Annotated in this window: 14 protein-coding genes, 4 tRNA genes and 5 pseudogenes; 14 read left to right on the top strand and 9 right to left on the bottom strand. The window is 31.8% G+C overall.

The genetic code is table 11. From position 1 onward, the window contains the following. Nucleotides 1-55: 55 nt before the first annotated feature. The 4 genes and pseudogenes from P5P87_RS21890 to tgt form a co-directional block, all read right to left on the bottom strand. Nucleotides 56-1,009, bottom strand: coding sequence for an acetyl-CoA carboxylase carboxyltransferase subunit alpha (locus P5P87_RS21890; RefSeq protein WP_198858143.1), 954 nt, complete (start codon nucleotides 1,007-1,009; stop codon nucleotides 56-58). A 112-nt stretch (nucleotides 1,010-1,121) separates the two neighbouring features. Then, nucleotides 1,122-2,012, bottom strand: coding sequence for a DMT family transporter (locus P5P87_RS21885; RefSeq protein ID WP_198858144.1), 891 nt, complete (start codon nucleotides 2,010-2,012; stop codon nucleotides 1,122-1,124). Next, nucleotides 1,999-3,088 (bottom strand): annotated as a pseudogene (locus tag P5P87_RS21880) (LptF/LptG family permease). Before P5P87_RS21880 ends, P5P87_RS21885 begins: the two are co-directional and overlap by 14 nt. A gap of 67 nt (nucleotides 3,089-3,155) precedes the next feature. Continuing rightward, complete coding sequence (tgt, locus tag P5P87_RS21875) at nucleotides 3,156-4,286, bottom strand: tRNA guanosine(34) transglycosylase Tgt (RefSeq protein WP_278020610.1); 1,131 nt, start codon at nucleotides 4,284-4,286, stop codon at nucleotides 3,156-3,158. Between the two features lie 224 nt (nucleotides 4,287-4,510). Here tgt and P5P87_RS21870 point away from each other — a divergent pair, with 224 nt between their 5' ends. Together P5P87_RS21870 and P5P87_RS21865 are read left to right on the top strand one after the other, a co-directional pair. Beyond that, nucleotides 4,511-5,389 (top strand): polysaccharide deacetylase family protein, encoded by an 879-nt coding sequence (locus P5P87_RS21870; RefSeq protein WP_278020609.1) that lies wholly within the window; start codon nucleotides 4,511-4,513, stop codon nucleotides 5,387-5,389. Between the two features lie 119 nt (nucleotides 5,390-5,508). Then, on the top strand, nucleotides 5,509-5,808 hold the full coding sequence (locus P5P87_RS21865) for a hypothetical protein (RefSeq protein ID WP_278020608.1): 300 nt from the start codon (nucleotides 5,509-5,511) through the stop codon (nucleotides 5,806-5,808). Nucleotides 5,809-5,862: 54 nt separating this feature from the next. Here the strand turns inward: P5P87_RS21865 and P5P87_RS21860 are convergent, their stop codons facing one another. Continuing rightward, nucleotides 5,863-6,705, bottom strand: a complete 843-nt coding sequence (locus P5P87_RS21860) for a hypothetical protein (RefSeq protein ID WP_278020607.1) — start codon at nucleotides 6,703-6,705, stop codon at nucleotides 5,863-5,865. Nucleotides 6,706-7,271: 566 nt separating this feature from the next. Beyond that, nucleotides 7,272-7,984: pseudogene (locus P5P87_RS21855) on the bottom strand (glycosyltransferase family 2 protein). A gap of 452 nt (nucleotides 7,985-8,436) precedes the next feature. Here P5P87_RS21855 and P5P87_RS21850 point away from each other — a divergent pair. Both P5P87_RS21850 and P5P87_RS21845 read left to right on the top strand, forming a co-directional pair. Beyond that, nucleotides 8,437-9,285, top strand: a complete 849-nt coding sequence (locus P5P87_RS21850; protein ID WP_095931688.1) for a transketolase — start codon at nucleotides 8,437-8,439, stop codon at nucleotides 9,283-9,285. Between the two features lie 73 nt (nucleotides 9,286-9,358). Further along, a pseudogene (locus P5P87_RS21845) lies at nucleotides 9,359-10,312 on the top strand (transketolase family protein). Nucleotides 10,313-10,393: 81 nt separating this feature from the next. On the opposite strand, the gene P5P87_RS21840 reads toward P5P87_RS21845, so the two are convergent. Next, nucleotides 10,394-11,296 (bottom strand): hypothetical protein, encoded by a 903-nt coding sequence (locus P5P87_RS21840; RefSeq protein WP_278020606.1) that lies wholly within the window; start codon nucleotides 11,294-11,296, stop codon nucleotides 10,394-10,396. A gap of 278 nt (nucleotides 11,297-11,574) precedes the next feature. After that, nucleotides 11,575-12,747, bottom strand: a complete 1,173-nt coding sequence (gene bamM, locus P5P87_RS21835; protein ID WP_278020605.1) for a BamM family beta-barrel-assembly machinery protein — start codon at nucleotides 12,745-12,747, stop codon at nucleotides 11,575-11,577. 79 nt (nucleotides 12,748-12,826) lie between these two features. On the opposite strand from bamM, the gene P5P87_RS21830 reads away from it, so the two are divergent. After that, nucleotides 12,827-13,225 (top strand): RNA-binding S4 domain-containing protein, encoded by a 399-nt coding sequence (locus P5P87_RS21830; RefSeq protein WP_198858151.1) that lies wholly within the window; start codon nucleotides 12,827-12,829, stop codon nucleotides 13,223-13,225. 62 nt (nucleotides 13,226-13,287) lie between these two features. After that, nucleotides 13,288-13,789: pseudogene (locus P5P87_RS21825) on the top strand (phosphoribosyltransferase domain-containing protein). On the opposite strand, the gene P5P87_RS21820 reads toward P5P87_RS21825, so the two are convergent. Next, on the bottom strand, nucleotides 13,781-14,299 hold the full coding sequence (locus tag P5P87_RS21820; protein ID WP_278020604.1) for a shikimate kinase: 519 nt from the start codon (nucleotides 14,297-14,299) through the stop codon (nucleotides 13,781-13,783). The pseudogene P5P87_RS21825 and the gene P5P87_RS21820 sit on opposite strands and share 9 nt — an antisense overlap. 126 nt (nucleotides 14,300-14,425) lie before the next feature. On the opposite strand from P5P87_RS21820, the gene P5P87_RS21815 reads away from it, so the two are divergent. The 8 genes and pseudogenes from P5P87_RS21815 (at nucleotide 14,426) to P5P87_RS21780 (ending at nucleotide 18,087) form a co-directional block, all read left to right on the top strand. Beyond that, nucleotides 14,426-14,498, top strand: a tRNA-Lys gene (locus P5P87_RS21815). A gap of 40 nt (nucleotides 14,499-14,538) precedes the next feature. After that, nucleotides 14,539-14,611 (top strand) — tRNA-Lys (locus tag P5P87_RS21810). Between the two features lie 44 nt (nucleotides 14,612-14,655). Next, nucleotides 14,656-14,738: transfer RNA gene (locus P5P87_RS21805), tRNA-Leu, on the top strand. Nucleotides 14,739-14,884: 146 nt separating this feature from the next. Beyond that, the gene (locus P5P87_RS21800) at nucleotides 14,885-15,715 is read left to right on the top strand and encodes a DUF6438 domain-containing protein (protein WP_278020603.1); all 831 of its coding nucleotides are present in this window, start codon (nucleotides 14,885-14,887) and stop codon (nucleotides 15,713-15,715) included. 80 nt (nucleotides 15,716-15,795) lie between these two features. Continuing rightward, nucleotides 15,796-16,032: a hypothetical protein gene (locus P5P87_RS21795; RefSeq protein WP_278020602.1), complete on the top strand. Its 237-nt coding sequence runs from the start codon at nucleotides 15,796-15,798 to the stop codon at nucleotides 16,030-16,032. Between the two features lie 159 nt (nucleotides 16,033-16,191). Then, a tRNA-Lys gene (locus P5P87_RS21790) sits at nucleotides 16,192-16,264 on the top strand. 207 nt (nucleotides 16,265-16,471) lie between these two features. Further along, complete coding sequence (locus tag P5P87_RS21785; protein ID WP_278020601.1) at nucleotides 16,472-16,888, top strand: tetratricopeptide repeat protein; 417 nt, start codon at nucleotides 16,472-16,474, stop codon at nucleotides 16,886-16,888. Nucleotides 16,889-17,188: 300 nt separating this feature from the next. Further along, nucleotides 17,189-18,087, top strand: a pseudogene (locus P5P87_RS21780) (MerR family transcriptional regulator). Nucleotides 18,088-18,103: the final 16 nt, after the last annotated feature.

Genomic DNA, 18,103 nt, shown 5'->3' with positions numbered 1-18,103 from the left:
CCAAAAAAAAATCCGAAACTGTAAGGCTTCGGATTTTAAGTCTCTTTGTATGAATTTACTCTTTATACTCGCCCATATTACTGTATTTGTCCATTCTTTGGGCAATTAAGTCGGCTGTTGATAAGTCTTTTAATTCATTATATCCTTTAGTGATGTATTCTGCAACCGTTTTAAAAGTTGTTTCACGGTCGTAGTGCGCTCCGCCTAGTGGTTCTGGGATTACATCATCAACTAATTTTTGTTTTTTCATGTCAGAAGAAGTCAGTTTTAAAGCTTCTGCTGCACGCTCTTTGTACTCCCAGCTTTTCCATAAAATAGAAGAGCAAGATTCTGGAGAAATTACAGAGTACCAAGTGTTTTCTAACATGTAAACACGATCTCCAACACCAATTCCTAAAGCTCCTCCAGAAGCACCTTCACCAACAATAATTGTGATAATTGGCACTTGTAAACGAACCATTTCGAAGATATTTCTAGCAATAGCTTCTCCTTGCCCTCTTTCTTCTGCTTCAAGTCCTGGATATGCACCAGGAGTATCTACTAAAGTAAGAACTGGAATTCCGAATTTCTCTGCCATTTTCATCAAACGAAGTGCTTTACGGTATCCTTCTGGATTAGCCATACCAAAATTACGGTATTGACGTGTTTTAGTATTATATCCTTTTTGCTGACCGATAATCATAAACGATTGTCCGTTTATTTTACCTAAACCACCAACCATAGCTTTATCATCTTTAAAGCCTCTATCTCCATGAAGTTCTAAGAAAGTATCTCCGCAGATTGCTTTGATGTAATCTAAAGTATAAGGTCTGTTTGGGTGTCTTGACAATTGTACCCTCTGCCAAGCAGTTAGGTTTTTGTATATATCTTTCTTGGTCTCCTCTAATTTCTTGTTGATTTCCTTGCACGTTGGCGTTACGTCAACGTCAGATTCTTTTCCAATAATAACGCACTTTTCTAACTGTTCTTCAAGTTCTTTAATTGGAAGCTCAAAATCTAAATATTCCATGGATTTTTGAATTTTGTTTGTAAATCGAACCGCAAATATAAAAATATTATATCATTGGCGAAGTTAATTGTTATTTAAAGTATAAAAATGCAAATTAAAAATAAGTAAACTATTACAAGTTTTCTTTCTTGTTCTGATAATGTTTGAAAACGCCGTTTAGAATAACTGTTATGATAATTATAACCGCTCCTACGTAAAATTCAACACTCATTTTTTCTTTTCCTCCTAGGATAAAATACGCCAAAACGATTCCGTAAACTGGCTCTAAATTAGTGGTTAACATTACTGTATATGGCGTTAATCGCTGCATTACTTTTACTGATGCAGTAAAGGCATAAGCCGTACAAATTGAAGCCAAAATCAATAACAAAACCCAATTATTTAAAGACATTTTGAAGAAATCTGCTGTAAATTTTCCTTGAAATAAAAAATAAATCGTTATAAAGAAAACTCCTGCACCAAACTCATAAAAAGTAATTACAGAAGGCTCATGATCTGAAATTAGTTTCCCATTCATCAAGGTAAATAAAACCCCTAAAATGATTGCTGCCAAGGCATAGTAAACTCCCGTAAGATATTTTATTTCTACTTGAAGAATCAGCCCTAATCCTGCAATAATGATTAGTCCGAAGAAAACTTCGTACCAAAGGACTTTTCTTCCATAGAATAATGGCTCTAATAAAGAAGCAAAAAATGCTCCCAGAGAAAATATAGAAAGTGTAATTGAAACATTGGAAACATGGATTGCTTTAAAAAAGAAAATCCAGTGCAATGCAATTAATAAACCAACAAAAATCAATTTAAAAAATTCTTTGACAGGAACTTGAAAAGACTGTTTTTTAAAAGCTATAAATCCGCCAAGGAAAACCATAGCGATAAGCATTCTATACCAAACCAAATTTTCGGCATCAATTGTAATTAAAGCGCCCAAAATGGCAGTAAAACCCCAGATAAAAACAATTAAGTGAAGATTTAAATAACTTTTTAAATTATCGTTTCGCATTACGTAATAAGTAAACTGCTAAAATTCCGAAAACAATATTCGGGAACCAAACAGCCAATAAAGGTGAGAATGTAGATTTTTCGGCAAGTGTACCAAAGATTTTATCAAAGAATACGAAAGAGAACGCAATTGCTATACCAATTGCAAGGTTCATTCCCATTCCGCCACGACGTTTCATAGAAGAAACAGAAACGGCAATAATCGTCAAAATAAATGCTGAAACAGGAATACTGTATTTTTTATAAAGAACAACCAAATAGGTATTTATGTTTCCTGAACCTCTTTTTCTTTCTTTCTCAATAAAATCAATTAGCTTACCCAAAGGCAATGTTTCTGCGATATAAACGACAGGTGTTAAATCGGCCAATTCAAATTTAAAAGGGATATTTTTTTCTGGAGCTTTTTCGATTACATCATTTAATTCTCCTACGGTTCTCTTAGTATAATCGTATAAAACGTAAATCTTCTTTTTTAGGATCCCATTTAATACGGCTTGCAGTAATTTTATAGGTTAGTTTTTCTTTTTCAAAATGTTCCAAAGAAAAATTAAAAGCCGTTTTAGACTCTTCATTAAAACTATTTACAAAGATAAAATCGTGGTCATTAATTTGCCTGTAAACATTGGTGTTTTCGCCACGCATTTCGGCTTTTCCGTTTCCTTTTAGATACGTATATCTAAAATTATTATAACCTTCACTTGCTGCTGGAACAATAAAAAATCCCATTAACAATACAAAAAGAGAAACTATAGTTGCACCTATAATATAAGGACGTAAAAAACGCGTAAATGAAATTCCAGAACTTAAAATCGCGATAATTTCTGTATTGTTTGCCAACTTTGAAGTAAACCAGATTACGGATAAAAACAAAAATATCGGAAACAGCGAATTAATAAAGTAAATCGTAAAATTGTAATAATAGAGAGCAATATCTCCAAACGGAATCTTGTTTTCGAGCATTTTATTTACCTTTTCAGAAACGTCAATTACGATTCCGATTGGTGCAAATAAAAGAAGCATCACAGAAAAAGTTCCGAGGTATCTTTTTAAAATGTATTTATCTATTATTGTTAACATAACAAAGTTTAATCGATTATTTGTTTAATCGTTTAACCGAATAAACGATTAAACAAATAAACATATTTTAAAGTCTTTGGCTCATATTTTTAACCATCATTTCTTTCCATGGTCTAAAATCTCCGGCTAAGATATGTTTTCTGGCTTCACGAACCAACCACATATAAAAACCAAGATTATGAATGGTTGCAATTTGTTTTCCAAGATATTCGTTGGCGACAAATAAATGACGCAAATAAGCTTTAGAATATTCTGTATCTACAAAAGTGTGTCCCATTTCATCAATTGGAGAAAAATCAGCTTCCCACTTTTTATTCTTGATGTTAATTGTTCCGTTTGCTGTAAACAACATTCCGTTTCTTGCATTACGTGTTGGCATAACACAGTCGAACATATCAATCCCTAACGCAATATTTTCTAAAATATTAATTGGAGTTCCAACTCCCATTAAATAACGAGGTTTATCTTCTGGCAGAATTTCGCAAACTACTTCGGTCATTGCATACATTTCTTCAGCAGGTTCTCCAACTGAAAGTCCTCCAATTGCATTTCCTTGCTGTCCTGCATTGGCAATATATTCAGCCGACTGGCGACGCAAATCTTTATAAGTACTTCCTTGAACAATTGGAAAAAACGTTTGTTCGTAACCATATTTATAAGGCACTTTTTCTAAATGATTAATACATCTGTCTAACCAACGGTGTGTCATGTGCATAGAACGCTGCGCATAACGATAATCACAAGGATAAGGTGTACATTCGTCAAAAGCCATAATAATATCGGCTCCAATTGTACGCTGAATTTCCATTACATTTTCTGGAGTAAAAAAGTGGTAAGAACCGTCAATATGCGATTTGAACTTCACTCCTTCTTCTTTAATTTTTCTATTTGAAGAAAGAGAATATACTTGATATCCTCCAGAATCAGTCAAAATATTACGATCCCAGTTCATGAATTTATGCAATCCTCCCGCTTTTTCTAAAATTTCGGTTTGTGGACGTAAATATAAATGGTATGTATTTCCAAGAATAATATCCGGATTTATTTCTTCTTTAAGCTCACGCTGATGCACACCTTTTACAGATGCAACCGTTCCAACCGGCATAAAAATAGGCGTTTCAATTACGCCGTGATCAGTAGTTATACTTCCCGCTCTTGCTTTAGACTGCGGATCTTTTTGTAATAAATCGAACTTCATTTGTTTCTTTTTTCAGTCGGCAAAGATAAGCTAATTTCAGGGAAATTTAATTAATTAGAAAAATTGTGAATTATAAAATTGAGTTAATTCAAAAACAACATAAAACCTAAACTTCAGAAATTTTTAAATTTGAATAAAATCTATTAAAAAATGAAATGCGGAGCTTCCATACTAAACGAAGTTGAAGTTCTCACTCAGCATATTCACAACAATAAAAATTCAAAATGAACTTAGCACAAAAACTCGGATATCCTGAAAACACCAAACTATTAATCATTCACGCCGATGATGCAGGACTATCGCATTCCGAAAATCAGGCAACTATAAAAACACTCCAAAACGGATCTGTCAATTCATACAGCATAATGGTTCCTTGTCCGTGGTTTTTTGAGATGGCCACTTTTGCTAATAACAATCCAAATTATGACTGCGGAATTCATTTAACTCTCACCTGCGAATGGGAGAATTACAAATTTGGCCCGATTCTTCCCGTTTCCGAAGTTTCAAGCTTAGTAGATCAAAATGGTTATTTTTATAAAACCCGACAAGATTTCAAAAACAACGCACAACCAGCTGAAATTAAAAAGGAGCTTACCGCACAAATCGAAAGAGCTTTGCAATTTGGCATTCAGCCTACACATCTCGACTCGCATATGTGCAGTGTCGGCGTTACCCCTGAAATTTTAGAAATCTACAAAGAGCTAGGAAAAACATACAATTTACCAGTTTTTATTAATAAAGACTTTGTAGAATCAATTTCTCTATCTAATGAAAAATATAATTTTGATGATACACTTTTGGCTGATAAACTTTTAATTGGATATTATGCTGACTTTGAAAAAGGAGAACTCAAAAAATCTTATGAAAAAGCTTTAGACAGCGCAATTTCTGGATTAAATGTTTTCCTGCTTCATCCTGCGTTTGATGATTTTGAAATGCAAGGCATCACAATAAATCATCCAAATTTTGGTTCAGAATGGCGTCAAATAGATTTCGAGTTTTTTACCAGTGATGAATGCAAAGCAAAATTAAAAGAGAATAATATTCAATTAATTACATGGAAAGAAATTGGGCAATTGGAGCATCTTTCAATTAAAAAATAAGCTGATTTTTTATGCAAATATTATAACATACTGATTTTAAAAATATAAGTATTGAAACCATAGATTTCATAACTTTATAGTATACAAATATCTGTTTAATAATATTTAATATTGACATTATGATAAATTCAGAAGATAAAAATGCGACAAAAGAAAATGAGATAGAAAGAAATCTGGAAAATCTAAATTATCCAGCAAATGAAGATATTTACAATCGCGAAGACAAGTCAGAAAATATAGATCCAGAAAATATTTCGACCGATCAAACCATTACTCAAAACGACAACGAATGGAAACAAAACAGCGACAAACTTGGAAATGATTTGGATATTCCAGGAGCTGAATTAGATGATGAGCAAGAAGAAATTGGCTCAGAAGATGAAGAGAATAATTATTATAGCGAAGGTGATACTGATTAAAATTGTTTATTTATGAGATATAAAAAAGCCCTCATTTGAGGACTTTTTTTGTTTTTATTTATTCTTAATTTCATAAATATCGTATCCATTTACCCAATCAATTCTTTTGATTCTGTTAGATTTTATTAGATTTTGAATTTCAGATTCAGGAGGACTTGTTGAGTTAAATTTCAGTTTTTTACTCACTCGAGAAACTATATAACTTGACTTATCTAATTCGGTGTCAAGGAGTAAAATCTTTTTACTGGTAGTAAATTTGTTATCTGTAAATTTATCGAAAGAATTTATTGTCTCAAGAGACTTTCCCGTCACATAAACTTGATTAGCTTCTAAATTATTTAGCTTTTTATACAACAGATATACATTATTATCATTTGAAGGCATATATAAAACATACAAAAACAATGTACTAATCGAAATGACTATATATATTTTTTGAAAATGTTTTTTGATAATCGCAAAACCTGAAAGAGTGTTGAGAGATGATCCCAAAATCAAAATAAAAAAAGGAGCAATGTAAAGGTATAGCCTATCTGAGAAAGGATACATTTGAAAAACATTCAATATTAAATGCACTAAAATAACGCAAAAAAGCAACAAAATTTCTTCTTTAAATAATGATTGCTTTCTATAGAAAATAAAAAAAGGAACAATAAGAAGCATCATAAAAACTCCCCAAATTTCAAAAGCATTAAAGATAGAAGTCCACAAACCGTGAATAGTAAAAATCAAATATTTAAAAATTGAGCTATTAAGCGGTATAAATGTATCGCTCCAATATTGAACCATATAAGACTTTAATTCTGCCGCTCCTTTTTGCTTCATGAACCATAAAAAATAAACAACATATGGAATAGGGACAAGAATCGTAAGTATATTATTTTTTATAAATTTCAAAAACAAGCCAAAATTGTTGAATGAGTTCGATTTAAATAAATTATAAATCAAATATCCACAGCAAGCAAACAAACCAATATTTGACATCAAACTCCAAATCAAAAAGAAAATCCAATTGTATTTCTTAAATTTCTCTGATTGAAAATATATCAATAAACAGATACTTCCCGTTAAGTCAATAGTATATTGTTTTACTGTCAATGAATTATTAACAATAAATGGATTGAAAATCAACACAATAAACAACAATAAAAATATTGGATTAAACTTATTTCTTTTTATAAATACATAAAACAATACTAAACCACTTATTGAAAAGATAAAACTTAAGATTTTAATATTTATCCAAAAACTAAATGGAAAAGTCTGAACAATAAACCTTTGAATCCATAAATATAAAGGTGGCGCAGATTGAAAAGAATCTAATGGATAAAGTAATTCTACAAAACCTGAGTTCTTAATATTGTTTCCCAATGAAATTTCATCACCATTAAAAGCAGGAAAAACAAACTGAATTATAAATCTTAGTATTATACCTGAAATTAAAAGAAACAAACAAACCTTTTTCATCTAATTGCGTATTTAAGTATACAATAAATAGCTCTAAAGCCATCTTTCCAACTTATTTTTTTCCTTCTTCAAATGTTCTTCCATAATAACTAATCCCAACCTCATAAATCCTGATACCTTTAATTTTAGAAATTTTTGCAGTAACCTCAGGTTCAAAACCAAATCTCTTTTCGTGAAGTTTTACATTTTGAATAATCTCGGTTTTAAACATTTTATAGCAGGTTTCCATATCAGTAAGGTTAAGATTAGTGAACATATTACTCAAAAATGTCAAAAACTTGTTCCCTATACTATGCCAAAAAAACAATATTCTATGAGGTTTACCTCCCATAAATCTGCTTCCATATACTACATCGGCATAGCCCTCTACAATTGGTCTCAACAATATATTATATTCAGCAGGATCATATTCTAAATCGGCATCTTGAATTATTAATATATCTCCTGTTGCCTTACTTATTCCAGAATGAAGAGCGACTCCTTTTCCTTTATTTATAGAATGCGTTAAAATTACAATATCCAATTCACTATTGGTCGCTTTATATTCATTAAATGCCTTTAAAGAATTATCTGAAGAACAATCATCTACAATTATAATCTCTTTTCTAATATTTTCTATTAATTCAACTTTTTTAATTTTGTCTAATATAAAACTTATGGTTTTTTCTTCATTATAAGCAGGTATAATTATTGATAGTTTTTGGCTCATTTTTTAGTTTCTATATGGTATTTGTTTCATTAGATTTTCTATCTAAAAATCATTATCAGGTAAAAGTTTTTCCTGCTAAATAAAAGATTTTCTTTTTAAAAAATTTGAGCAAATATAATTGTTTTATGATACGCTCTAAATTCTTTTTTAAGATTTCTTTAAGATTTAATAAACGAACAATATATATATCAAAAAACAATAAATTCTAAGAAATTCCGTAGAAAGTTTTTCTTTATTTAATTGCATTAAATCGCATCGTTAAGCAAAACCTTTTCTTAACTGTAAAAAACACACTTAAAAAATACAAAAAGCAAAAACATGCGTTATATTTTTTTTCATAACATAAAAAAAACAGCAAAATTTAACAATTGTAGTAAAACTAAAGCAAAAAATCATTTGTCTGCACACAAAATAACGCCTACTTTTGCTTCAGTTTAACTTTTACATATAAAATGAAGCCTAACACACAACAATTAAGCGATTTAACGATCCAAGTAAGAAGAGATATTCTTAGAATGGTACATGCTGTAAACTCTGGACACCCAGGTGGTTCTTTAGGTTGTACTGAATTTTTGGTTACACTATATCAAAATATAATGGACCGCAAAGAAGGTTTTGACATGGACGGAATTGGAGAAGATTTATTTTTCCTTTCAAACGGACACATCTCACCTGTATTCTATAGCGTTTTAGCACGCAGCGGATATTTTCCAGTTTCAGAATTAGCTACATTCAGATTATTAGATTCTCGTTTACAAGGACACCCAACAACACACGAAGGTTTACCTGGAGTTCGTATTGCGTCTGGTTCATTAGGACAAGGTTTATCTGTAGCTCTTGGAGCAGCGCAAGCTAAAAAATTAAACAAAGACAATCATATTGTATATAGTTTACACGGAGACGGAGAATTGCAAGAAGGTCAAAACTGGGAGGCTATCATGTATGCATCTGCTAAGAAAGTAGACAACATTATTGCAACTATCGACTTAAACGGAAAACAAATTGATGGAACAACTGACGAAGTTTTGCCAATGGGAAGCATTCGCGCTAAATTTGAAGCTTTTGACTGGGATGTTTTAGAAATTAAAGAAGGAAACAGCATCGATGCTATCATTGCTGGTTTAACTGACGCTAAATCAAGAACAGGAAAAGGAAAACCAGTTTGTATTTTATTACATACAGAAATGGGGAATGGTGTAGATTTCATGATGCACACTCACGCTTGGCATGGTAAAGCACCAAACAATGACCAATTGGCTAGTGCTTTAGCTCAAAACATTTCAACTTTAGCAGATTATTAAAAAATGCTTTAAGCAGTAAGCATTAAGCTTTAAGCCTATTGCCTACAGCCTATTGCGTATAGCAAAAAACAAAATGAAAAAATACGAAAATACAGGAAGTAAAGATACTCGTTCTGGTTTTGGAGCGGGAATGACTGAATTAGGTCAAAAAAACGAAAATGTTGTTGCATTATGTGCTGATTTAATTGGATCATTAAAATTTGATGAATTCAAAAAAATCACCCAGAGCGTTTTTTCCAAATCGGAATCGCTGAAGCTAACATGATTGGAATTGCTCGCAGGTTTAACAATTGGAGGAAAAATTCCTTTTACTGGAACTTTTGCTAACTTCTCTACAGGTAGAGTTTACGACCAAATTCGTCAATCTGTTGCTTACTCAGATAAAAACGTAAAAATCTGTGCTTCTCACGCTGGTTTAACTCTTGGAGAAGACGGAGCAACTCACCAAATCTTAGAAGATATTGGTTTAATGAAAATGTTACCAGGAATGACTGTAATCAATACTTGCGATTACAACCAAACTAAAGCCGCAACTTTGGCACTAGCAGATCATCACGGTCCAGCTTATTTACGTTTCGGACGTCCAGTTGTAGCAAACTTCACTCCTGCTGACGAGCCTTTCGTAATTGGAAAAGCAATTATGTTAAACGAAGGAACAGACGTTACTATTATTGCAACAGGACACTTAGTTTGGGAAGCTCTTATTGCTGCTGAAGCATTAGAAGCAAAAGGAATTTCTGCCGAAGTAATCAACATCCACACAATTAAACCTCTTGATGAAGAAGCTATTCTAAAATCTGTTGCTAAAACTAAATGTGTTGTTACTGCAGAAGAGCACAATTACCTTGGAGGTCTTGGTGAAAGTGTTTCTGGAGTATTAGCTTTAAACAATCCAACTCCACAAGAATTTGTAGCAGTTAAAGATAGTTTTGGAGAATCTGGAACACCAGAACAATTGATGGAAAAATACAAATTAAACAATCAAGCGATTGTTGAAGCTGTAGAAAGAGTAATCAAAAGAAAATAATTTTACGTTTTCTTACTTTATAAAAAAAGCCTCGAAATTTACATTTCGAGGCTTTTTATTTTAATCAACCATCTTAGGCTTTTAATACCAAGAAAGAGGAATTTCATGCCAAGCATTTACTACATAAATCTTGAAATTTCCTGAAACTTCAAAGTTTTGATACCAAGTTTGCTCACCATAAGGCGCTTTTGGAGTCCAAGTAGCCAATAGAAACGTTTTACTTCCAGACACCGAACTATCCATAACTAATGATGCATTCCAAAACAAAGAATTTGCAGATATATTGCTACCATCTACTTGCATAGGAGTTGATTCTGTTTTCCATGTACATCTCCAAGTTGAACATGAACGATATTGCATTAATGATCTTAAAAACATTTTACTTGAATAAACAACATTATTTAAAAGAACTGTCTCATTATACAAATCCAATACATGTCTATACCTCATTCCTGGCACATTAAAACTACCTTCGTCTGTAACAAATGTTTTAATTCTATTTTCATTTGGAATAACATATCTACTTGTTAAATCTTTAGTAGATTTCGAAACACTTAATAATTGACCATAAACTACTAAATTTTCTTTAATACTAATAAGTTCCTTTGGACTCTTATTAATTTCATTCTCTGATAGAATATAGAAATCACGCCCATTAAGCCACAATACCTTACCCCCAATTTTAACTTTTGATTCAGTATTTAGAACTGCTTCTAATGCATCTGAATAAATAACTCTTGTTTCTGAAAGAACATCGTCTTCCATAGCAGTTGATTCATCAGAAACTTTTGATAATGAATTTACTCCTTTCGAAGTAATCCAGTCCTGAAGACCTTTACTATCTAGTAAAGCAAGATCTGAGTATTCTTTAATAAAAGACTCTTCATTTTTAAATGATAACATTTTACCATCTAAAACTGAAGCTGAAGTTTCTTTTGAAGAAGCAACATCTTGATTTACCTGATCTTCGCTACTACATGACAAAATAGTAAGCCCTAAAAATAATGTAATTAATTTTTTCATTTTGTAAATTTTAATATTATTCTTTCAAAATTAAAACCAAAAGAAATAAATTCCTTACGTCATTCCGTAAAACACAATAATAATTCTTACAATAAATACAACTAACTAATAAACAATACCTAAGCAAAAAAACTTTAACATATCATCAATTGCAACAAACCTATACAGCTTTGGATATTACATAAAAAAAAGACCTCGAAATATTGATTTCAAGGTCTTTTTTTTATGTAAATCTTATTTTAATTTTTCTGATAAGGATATGTTTTATCAAGATGAATTCTCAAACGTCCTGGTGCTGTATAATCCTCAGGAACAAACTTACGAGGATTTGTTATAGACTCAGGCTTAGTTGGATCTGTAAGTGCTCCAGTTGGTCTTCTTGGAATAGCCCAAATTTCTGTTTCGTCTACATTTGGTGTATCAGGATTATCCACTACTGGATTGTAAGGGTAATACAAACTAATACCATAATTAAAAGGCTCTCCATTTAATGTTCCCCAACCAATCTGATCACTAGGTTTTGAAATTTCAAATCTCGTCGTATAACCATCTCCATCGTCATCAAAATCCATGAAATCAGGAATTCCGTCTCCATCTGTATCGTCTATTAACTCTTTTGGCAAATTAGGATATCTGTCAGTATCTCTTTGATCATATAAATATCCATCACCATTAATATCTTCTAGATAAGATGGCACACCATCACCTACTGTAGCTTGTGAAGAAGAACTATACTCAAGATCAGATCGTTTTAAAGCTAATAATTTAAAACTAAATACTAAAGGCGAATACGCAGGAATACCTTCTGGCGGATTACCATAATACCCTAAACCTGAAGGCAGAAACATTACTCCTGCTCCATAATCCTTATAACTAAAAGTCCCATCATCGCCAGTTGGATTACGGATTCCTACTTTAAATTGCGGCATAATTTCTCCCCAACCATCTATAACTGGCCCTGCAACGTAAATATTTAAATTAAAATTACGCGCCAAGCCGTAGGAGCTATCAAATTGAGTACCATTTAAAAAACTTCCTGTATATGAAACGGTAACTTCATCAAAATTACATGGAGCATCACCAATACCTTTATTTAAGGATAAATAATAAACTTTATAATTTACATCATGATTGTAAACGGGTCTAATTTGTAAGGGATACTCTTTCTGATCCCAAATCGAAACTTGAGTTCCTCCAGCAGGAATTTTTTCTATTTTAACATCAAAAGTAGTCTTATCTACAACAATATAATTAGTCTTTAAAAATTTTTCAATCGAATCATTATCTGCCTTATACTGCTCTGCATAATCTCTTAAAGGAACAACCACTACATTATCGTCATCATTTTTATTACAAGAAACGATGGCAAGGCCAGCAAGTAACAAAACAAAATAATATTTAAATTTATTCATTATTATCATTTTTTTAGGTGCGCAAGATACAATATTGATTTATTTTTGTAAAGAATTTAACTTGGATTTTAGAAAAATTATGAGAATAGATAAATACTTGTGGTGCGTTCGTTATTACAAGACCAGAAACATGGTTACTGAAGCTTGCAAAAAGAATCAGATCACTGTAAATGGGCAAGTTGCAAAACCTTCAAAAGAAGTTTTTCCTACAGACCGAATCACCTTTAGAAAAGATCAAATTACACAAATTATAACGGTTTTAGATATTCCGCAAAATCGAGTTGGCGCAAAATTGGTAGATATTTATCAAAAAAACGAAACTCCACCAGAAGCTTTTGCCCATTTAGAGATGTTAAAACTATCTAAAGAACATTCTAGAAGAACTGGTGCCGGACGTCCAACTAAAAAAGACCGAAGAGACATTGACGATTACGGAGATGATGTTCATGAAGATGATGAAGACCATGACGATCTTTAAATAGTAATTGCAATAAAAAATAGGACTTTCAATAAATTTGTACATTAGCAAAAAAATATATCATGAGCAACAATATAATCTTAACTAATCAAGAAATCGAACATAAAATAAAACGTATCGCTTATCAAATTTACGAGACTTTTGTAGACGAAGAAGAAGTTGTTATTGCAGGAATTGCTTCTAACGGATTTGTTTTTGCCGAAAAAGTTGCTTCGGCACTTAGCAAGCATCTCTACCCTAAAGGTTTCAATCTGCGAAGTAAAAATAAACAAACAAAATCCGCAAGAAGCGATACAAACTTCATTAAGCACTGAAGAATACAAAAACAAAGGGTTAGTTCTGGTTGATGATGTCTTAAACTCAGGAACTACATTAATCTATGCTGTTCGTCATTTCTTAGACGTTCCGCTTAAAAAATTCAAAACAGCTGTACTTGTTGATCGAAATCATAAAAAATATCCAGTAAAAGCAGATTTTAAAGGAATCTCGCTTTCAACTTCTTTATTAGAGCATGTCCAAGTAGTTTTCAATTCAGAAAATGGCGATTATGCTTCTTTAAGCTAATATTTCTAAAATATCCTGAACCGTTTCTTCGACAGATTTATCATCAACTGAAACTTTATGTTTTGCCTGATTGTAATAATAACTTCTGTCGAATAAATGTTTCGCGATAAACTCTTTCATTTCTTCCTCATTCATATTAGCAATCAAAGGGCGTTTGCTTTTGTTATGCACCAATCTATTATATAAGGTATCAATTGATGCTTTTAAATATATAGAAGTAACATCGTCTCCTTTTAACAATTCATGATTATTAGCATAACATGGAGTACCTCCTCCAAGACCTATAATATTATTATCTGAAGATTCTAGCAATTCGACGAACATTTGGTGCTCTAATTTTCGAAAATGCACTTCTCCATGCTTCTCAAAAATCTCATTTATGGATAAATTTGCTCTTTCTTCGATGCATTTATCTAAATCTAAGAACGGAATATTTGTAATTTTTGACAAATTTTGGGCAATAGTAGACTTTCCGCAGCCCATATAACCTAACAACACAATTTTTTTCATATTAATAAAACCTTATAAACTAAGCATTTGAGAATTTTTCTAAAAAAAAGACAAATTTATGATAAAATAGCTTGGAAACTTCAAAAAAAACTCCTTATATTTGCACCCGCATTCAAGAAATTAAATGACTCGATAGCTCAGTCGGTAGAGCACATCACTTTTAATGATGGGGTCCTGGGTTCGAGCCCCAGTCGGGTCACAAATTTTGTGATTAACAAATTAAATTTCTTGAAAGCAATGACTCGATAGCTCAGTCGGTAGAGCACATCACTTTTAATGATGGGGTCCTGGGTTCGAGCCCCAGTCGGGTCACAAAAGGTCGGGTAATTTATTTTACTCGACCTTTTTTCTTTTGAGGCCATGTGGAGAAACGGTAGACTCGCCATCTTGAGGGGGTGGTGCTCGTAAGGGCGTGAGGGTTCAAATCCCTCCATGGTCACTTAAAGCGGAAATCTTTATTAGTTAAAGATTTCCGCTTTTTTTATTTCAAAACTTCCTTTAAAAACTTCCTTTAAAAACTTCCTTCAAAATCGATTATATTTACATTACTACAAACCAAAAATTACAATAATCGAAATAAATATTATGAAGCCAACACCAGTATTATATCTCATACTATTTTTCATTCTATATTCTTGTCAGACGAATAATGATAAAAAACTACAAAAAGATATTCTTGGAGAATGGATCTACATTAAGACAGATGATCAGCGAAAACCACTGACAAATAATAACCATAATATTCCTCCACCACCTCCTCCATTTGGTTCGCACAAAGAGGGATATACTTTTTTAGAAAACAATATTACCGAATATAAATCTGGTTATTTTAAAATGATTAAAACTCAAGAAAGAGAAAATAGAAAGACTTATTTTTTAGGTACTGAAACTAAATATAAAATCGAAAATGATAGTCTGAAAATTTTTGATTTAGAAAGCAAAACCTGGAAAAATCAGAAAATAGAATCTATTCTTGGAGATACATTAACAACAAAAATAGATGATAGTATCTTTGCAAAATACGCAAGAACAAATTACAAGATTAATCCAGATGAGAATTACGATCAAATTATCCTTTCTTCTTCAGGTTGTTATGGTTCTTGTCCTGTTTTAAATATAAGTATTGACAATAATGGCAATATTATCTATTTTGGCCAACATTACAACACACAAAATGGCTTTTATAAATCTCATATCACCAAGAGTCAGTATCAAAAAGTCCAAACCAATCTTAAAAAAGCAGACATAATGAATCTTAAAGATAATTATGAAGGAAGCTGGACAGATGACGAAACTATTACAGTAACATTTGTAAAAAACAATAAAATCGCGAAGTCGATTAGTGATTACGGAAGACAATCCCGGCCACTTTCGTTTGGGCTTACACTCCTATTCGATATTTATACCAGCAAATAAAACTGTCTCCTATAAAAACAGAAGAACTTCTATTTCCGATATGGCGAATCAGTTTCAAAAAAGGAAACCAAATTTGTGATTTGACAAAATCTGAAAGCTATTATTTATTCACAGAAATTTTCAAAGGCAAACAAACAAACGACACATTTGAGTACAAATACTATATTGAATTTTGGAATGATGAAGACAGAAAAGAAATAGTTCATACCGATGGAAGGTATTTTAAATTTAAAAACAAAACTATCGACATCGGATACAACTTTTTAACGGTAAATAATTTCAATACAAAATTTAGATTGCAAGACAAATACGATTAAAATCTATCATCATTTTTATACACTTAAAAACAATAAATTTTATTCCACTATAAAACAACACCTTACCGATCTTTCTAAACTTTATTTCAAAATTCATTCAAAAAAGACTTGTGAAGCTAAATAAAGTCCTTATATTTGCACCCTCATTGAAGAAATGAAGACTCGATAGCTCAGTCGGTAGAGCACATCACTTTTAATGATGGGGTCCTGGGTTCGAGCCCCAGTCGGGTCACAAAAGGTCAAGTAATTATTTTACTTGGCCTTTTTTTGTTTTCCTCCTATTCCAATCCTTAAAAGTAGATTTAAAAAATCTTTTAATTTCTCTAACTGAATTGTCTCATTTTTTGTCGCATAATAAAAAAAAGAAATTCTCTTACAAAATAAAAACTTTCTTAAATTCGTCTTGAAATAATTAAATTACTAATCCCAAATTAGTTTTATGAAAAACCTACTATTCGCATCACTTATGATGATGACATGCTCTATCTGGGCACAATCTGCAACGGGCTATTTTGACAAAGCCATGAAAAAAGCTGAAGCCGGCAACACAAAAGGCGCAATTGCCGATTACAACAAAGCGATTCAAATGAGCCCTAAATTTGTTGAAGCTTATCAGAATCGCGGTGTCGCAAAATTCAAACTAAACGATCTCAAAGGAGCTCAAGCCGATTTTAGCAAAACAATTGAGCTAGACAACATGAATGCCGATGCTTTTACTGGCAGAGCCAATGTTAACTACAAATTACAAAAGTATCAAGAAACAATTGATGACTGCACCTCTTCATTAGGTTTAAATCCAAAAGATTACATTGCTTATAATCTAAGAGGTTTAGCATATAGCGAGCATTGGCGATAAAAAAAGTCATGCGAAGATTTTACAAAAGCAATTGAATTAGGAAGTCAGAGCGTCGCAAAAAACAGAGCAACTTTCTGCAAATAGTACAAAACTAAAAAATACGAACAGCCTGTTAAGATTTCTTAATCTAGCAGGCTGTTCTGTTTTTATCAAAGTAATATATTTCTTAAGAAAAAATTACCTGATTTTAGGTAAAAAATATATTATTAATACGTAAACCTCTAATTCTCTATCTTTTTAATCTAGTTTTAATGCCGAGTATAAGATTTTATTTTACATTTGTTGACTTAATCGCGAAAAATGATAAACAATATTAAAACTGTTTTCAGCATTAAAGATCTTGAGAACTTATCTGGAATAAAAGCGCATACCATACGCATCTGGGAAAAGAGATACAACATCCTTGAACCAATGCGAACCGATACTAATATTAGATTTTACAATCTTCATAATCTGCAGAAACTATTAAATATTACGTTACTGCACGAATACGGTTATAAGATTTCTAAAATCGCAACATATCCTGAAGAAAAAATACCACAACTGGTACGCGAAATAATTTCGAAAAAAATTCTCAAAACTATGCCATTACATCTTTCAAAATGGCAATGATGAACTTTGACCAAGAGTTATTCTTCAACACCTTCGATTGGCTTATTACTGAGAAAACGTTTAAAGAAGTTTTTAAAGATCATTTTTTACCTCTTTTAAAAGAGCTTGGGTTATTATGGCAATCTGAAACAATCACGCCTGCAAATGAACATTTTATGAGTCATTTAATCAAGCAGAAAATATTGATTTACACAGAAAGCCTTCAAATTAGAAAGCCAATCAAAACCGATCGAATTTTTGTTTTATCACTTCCGTTAAACGAAATTCATCAAATCGGATTACTATACTTGCAATACGAAATCCTTGACAAAGGCTACAAAACCATTTATTTGGGAGAAAGTATGCCTATTGAAAACTTACAGGATTTAACGAAACATTTTGAAAACATTACATTCATCTCTTTCATGACCGTTCAGCCAGACAGAAGCGTAATTAATCAATATGTAAAATCAATGGGGCAGAAATTATTACAGAAAAACAATGAAATCTGGCTTATGGGTAAAATGGTTGAATACATAGATGAAAAGGTTCTGACAGACAGAATTCGAGTTTTTGATTCAATCGAAGAAACTATTAATATGCTTTAATTTATTTTTGTTTAAG

This window comes from Flavobacterium ginsengisoli, assembly GCF_029625315.1.
GTDB classification, from domain to species: domain Bacteria; phylum Bacteroidota; class Bacteroidia; order Flavobacteriales; family Flavobacteriaceae; genus Flavobacterium; species Flavobacterium ginsengisoli.
The sequence above is the reverse complement of the archived record's forward strand: the minus strand, read 5'-3'. Positions and strand labels throughout refer to the sequence as shown.

What these genes read in the sequence shown, in the direction of transcription:
- P5P87_RS21850 (WP_095931688.1), top strand. Translation starts at nt 8,437, where the DNA reads ATGAAGCCTAACACACAACAATTAAGCGATTTAACGATCCAAGTAAGA.
- P5P87_RS21785 (WP_278020601.1), top strand. Translation starts at nt 16,472, where the DNA reads ATGAAAAACCTACTATTCGCATCACTTATGATGATGACATGCTCTATC.
- P5P87_RS21870 (WP_278020609.1), top strand. Translation starts at nt 4,511, where the DNA reads ATGAACTTAGCACAAAAACTCGGATATCCTGAAAACACCAAACTATTA.
- P5P87_RS21800 (WP_278020603.1), top strand. Translation starts at nt 14,885, where the DNA reads ATGAAGCCAACACCAGTATTATATCTCATACTATTTTTCATTCTATAT.
- P5P87_RS21890 (WP_198858143.1), bottom strand. Translation starts at nt 1,009, where the DNA reads ATGGAATATTTAGATTTTGAGCTTCCAATTAAAGAACTTGAAGAACAG.
- tgt (WP_278020610.1), bottom strand. Translation starts at nt 4,286, where the DNA reads ATGAAGTTCGATTTATTACAAAAAGATCCGCAGTCTAAAGCAAGAGCG.
- bamM (WP_278020605.1), bottom strand. Translation starts at nt 12,747, where the DNA reads ATGAATAAATTTAAATATTATTTTGTTTTGTTACTTGCTGGCCTTGCC.
- P5P87_RS21865 (WP_278020608.1), top strand. Translation starts at nt 5,509, where the DNA reads ATGATAAATTCAGAAGATAAAAATGCGACAAAAGAAAATGAGATAGAA.
- P5P87_RS21830 (WP_198858151.1), top strand. Translation starts at nt 12,827, where the DNA reads ATGAGAATAGATAAATACTTGTGGTGCGTTCGTTATTACAAGACCAGA.
- P5P87_RS21885 (WP_198858144.1), bottom strand. Translation starts at nt 2,012, where the DNA reads ATGCGAAACGATAATTTAAAAAGTTATTTAAATCTTCACTTAATTGTT.
- P5P87_RS21820 (WP_278020604.1), bottom strand. Translation starts at nt 14,299, where the DNA reads ATGAAAAAAATTGTGTTGTTAGGTTATATGGGCTGCGGAAAGTCTACT.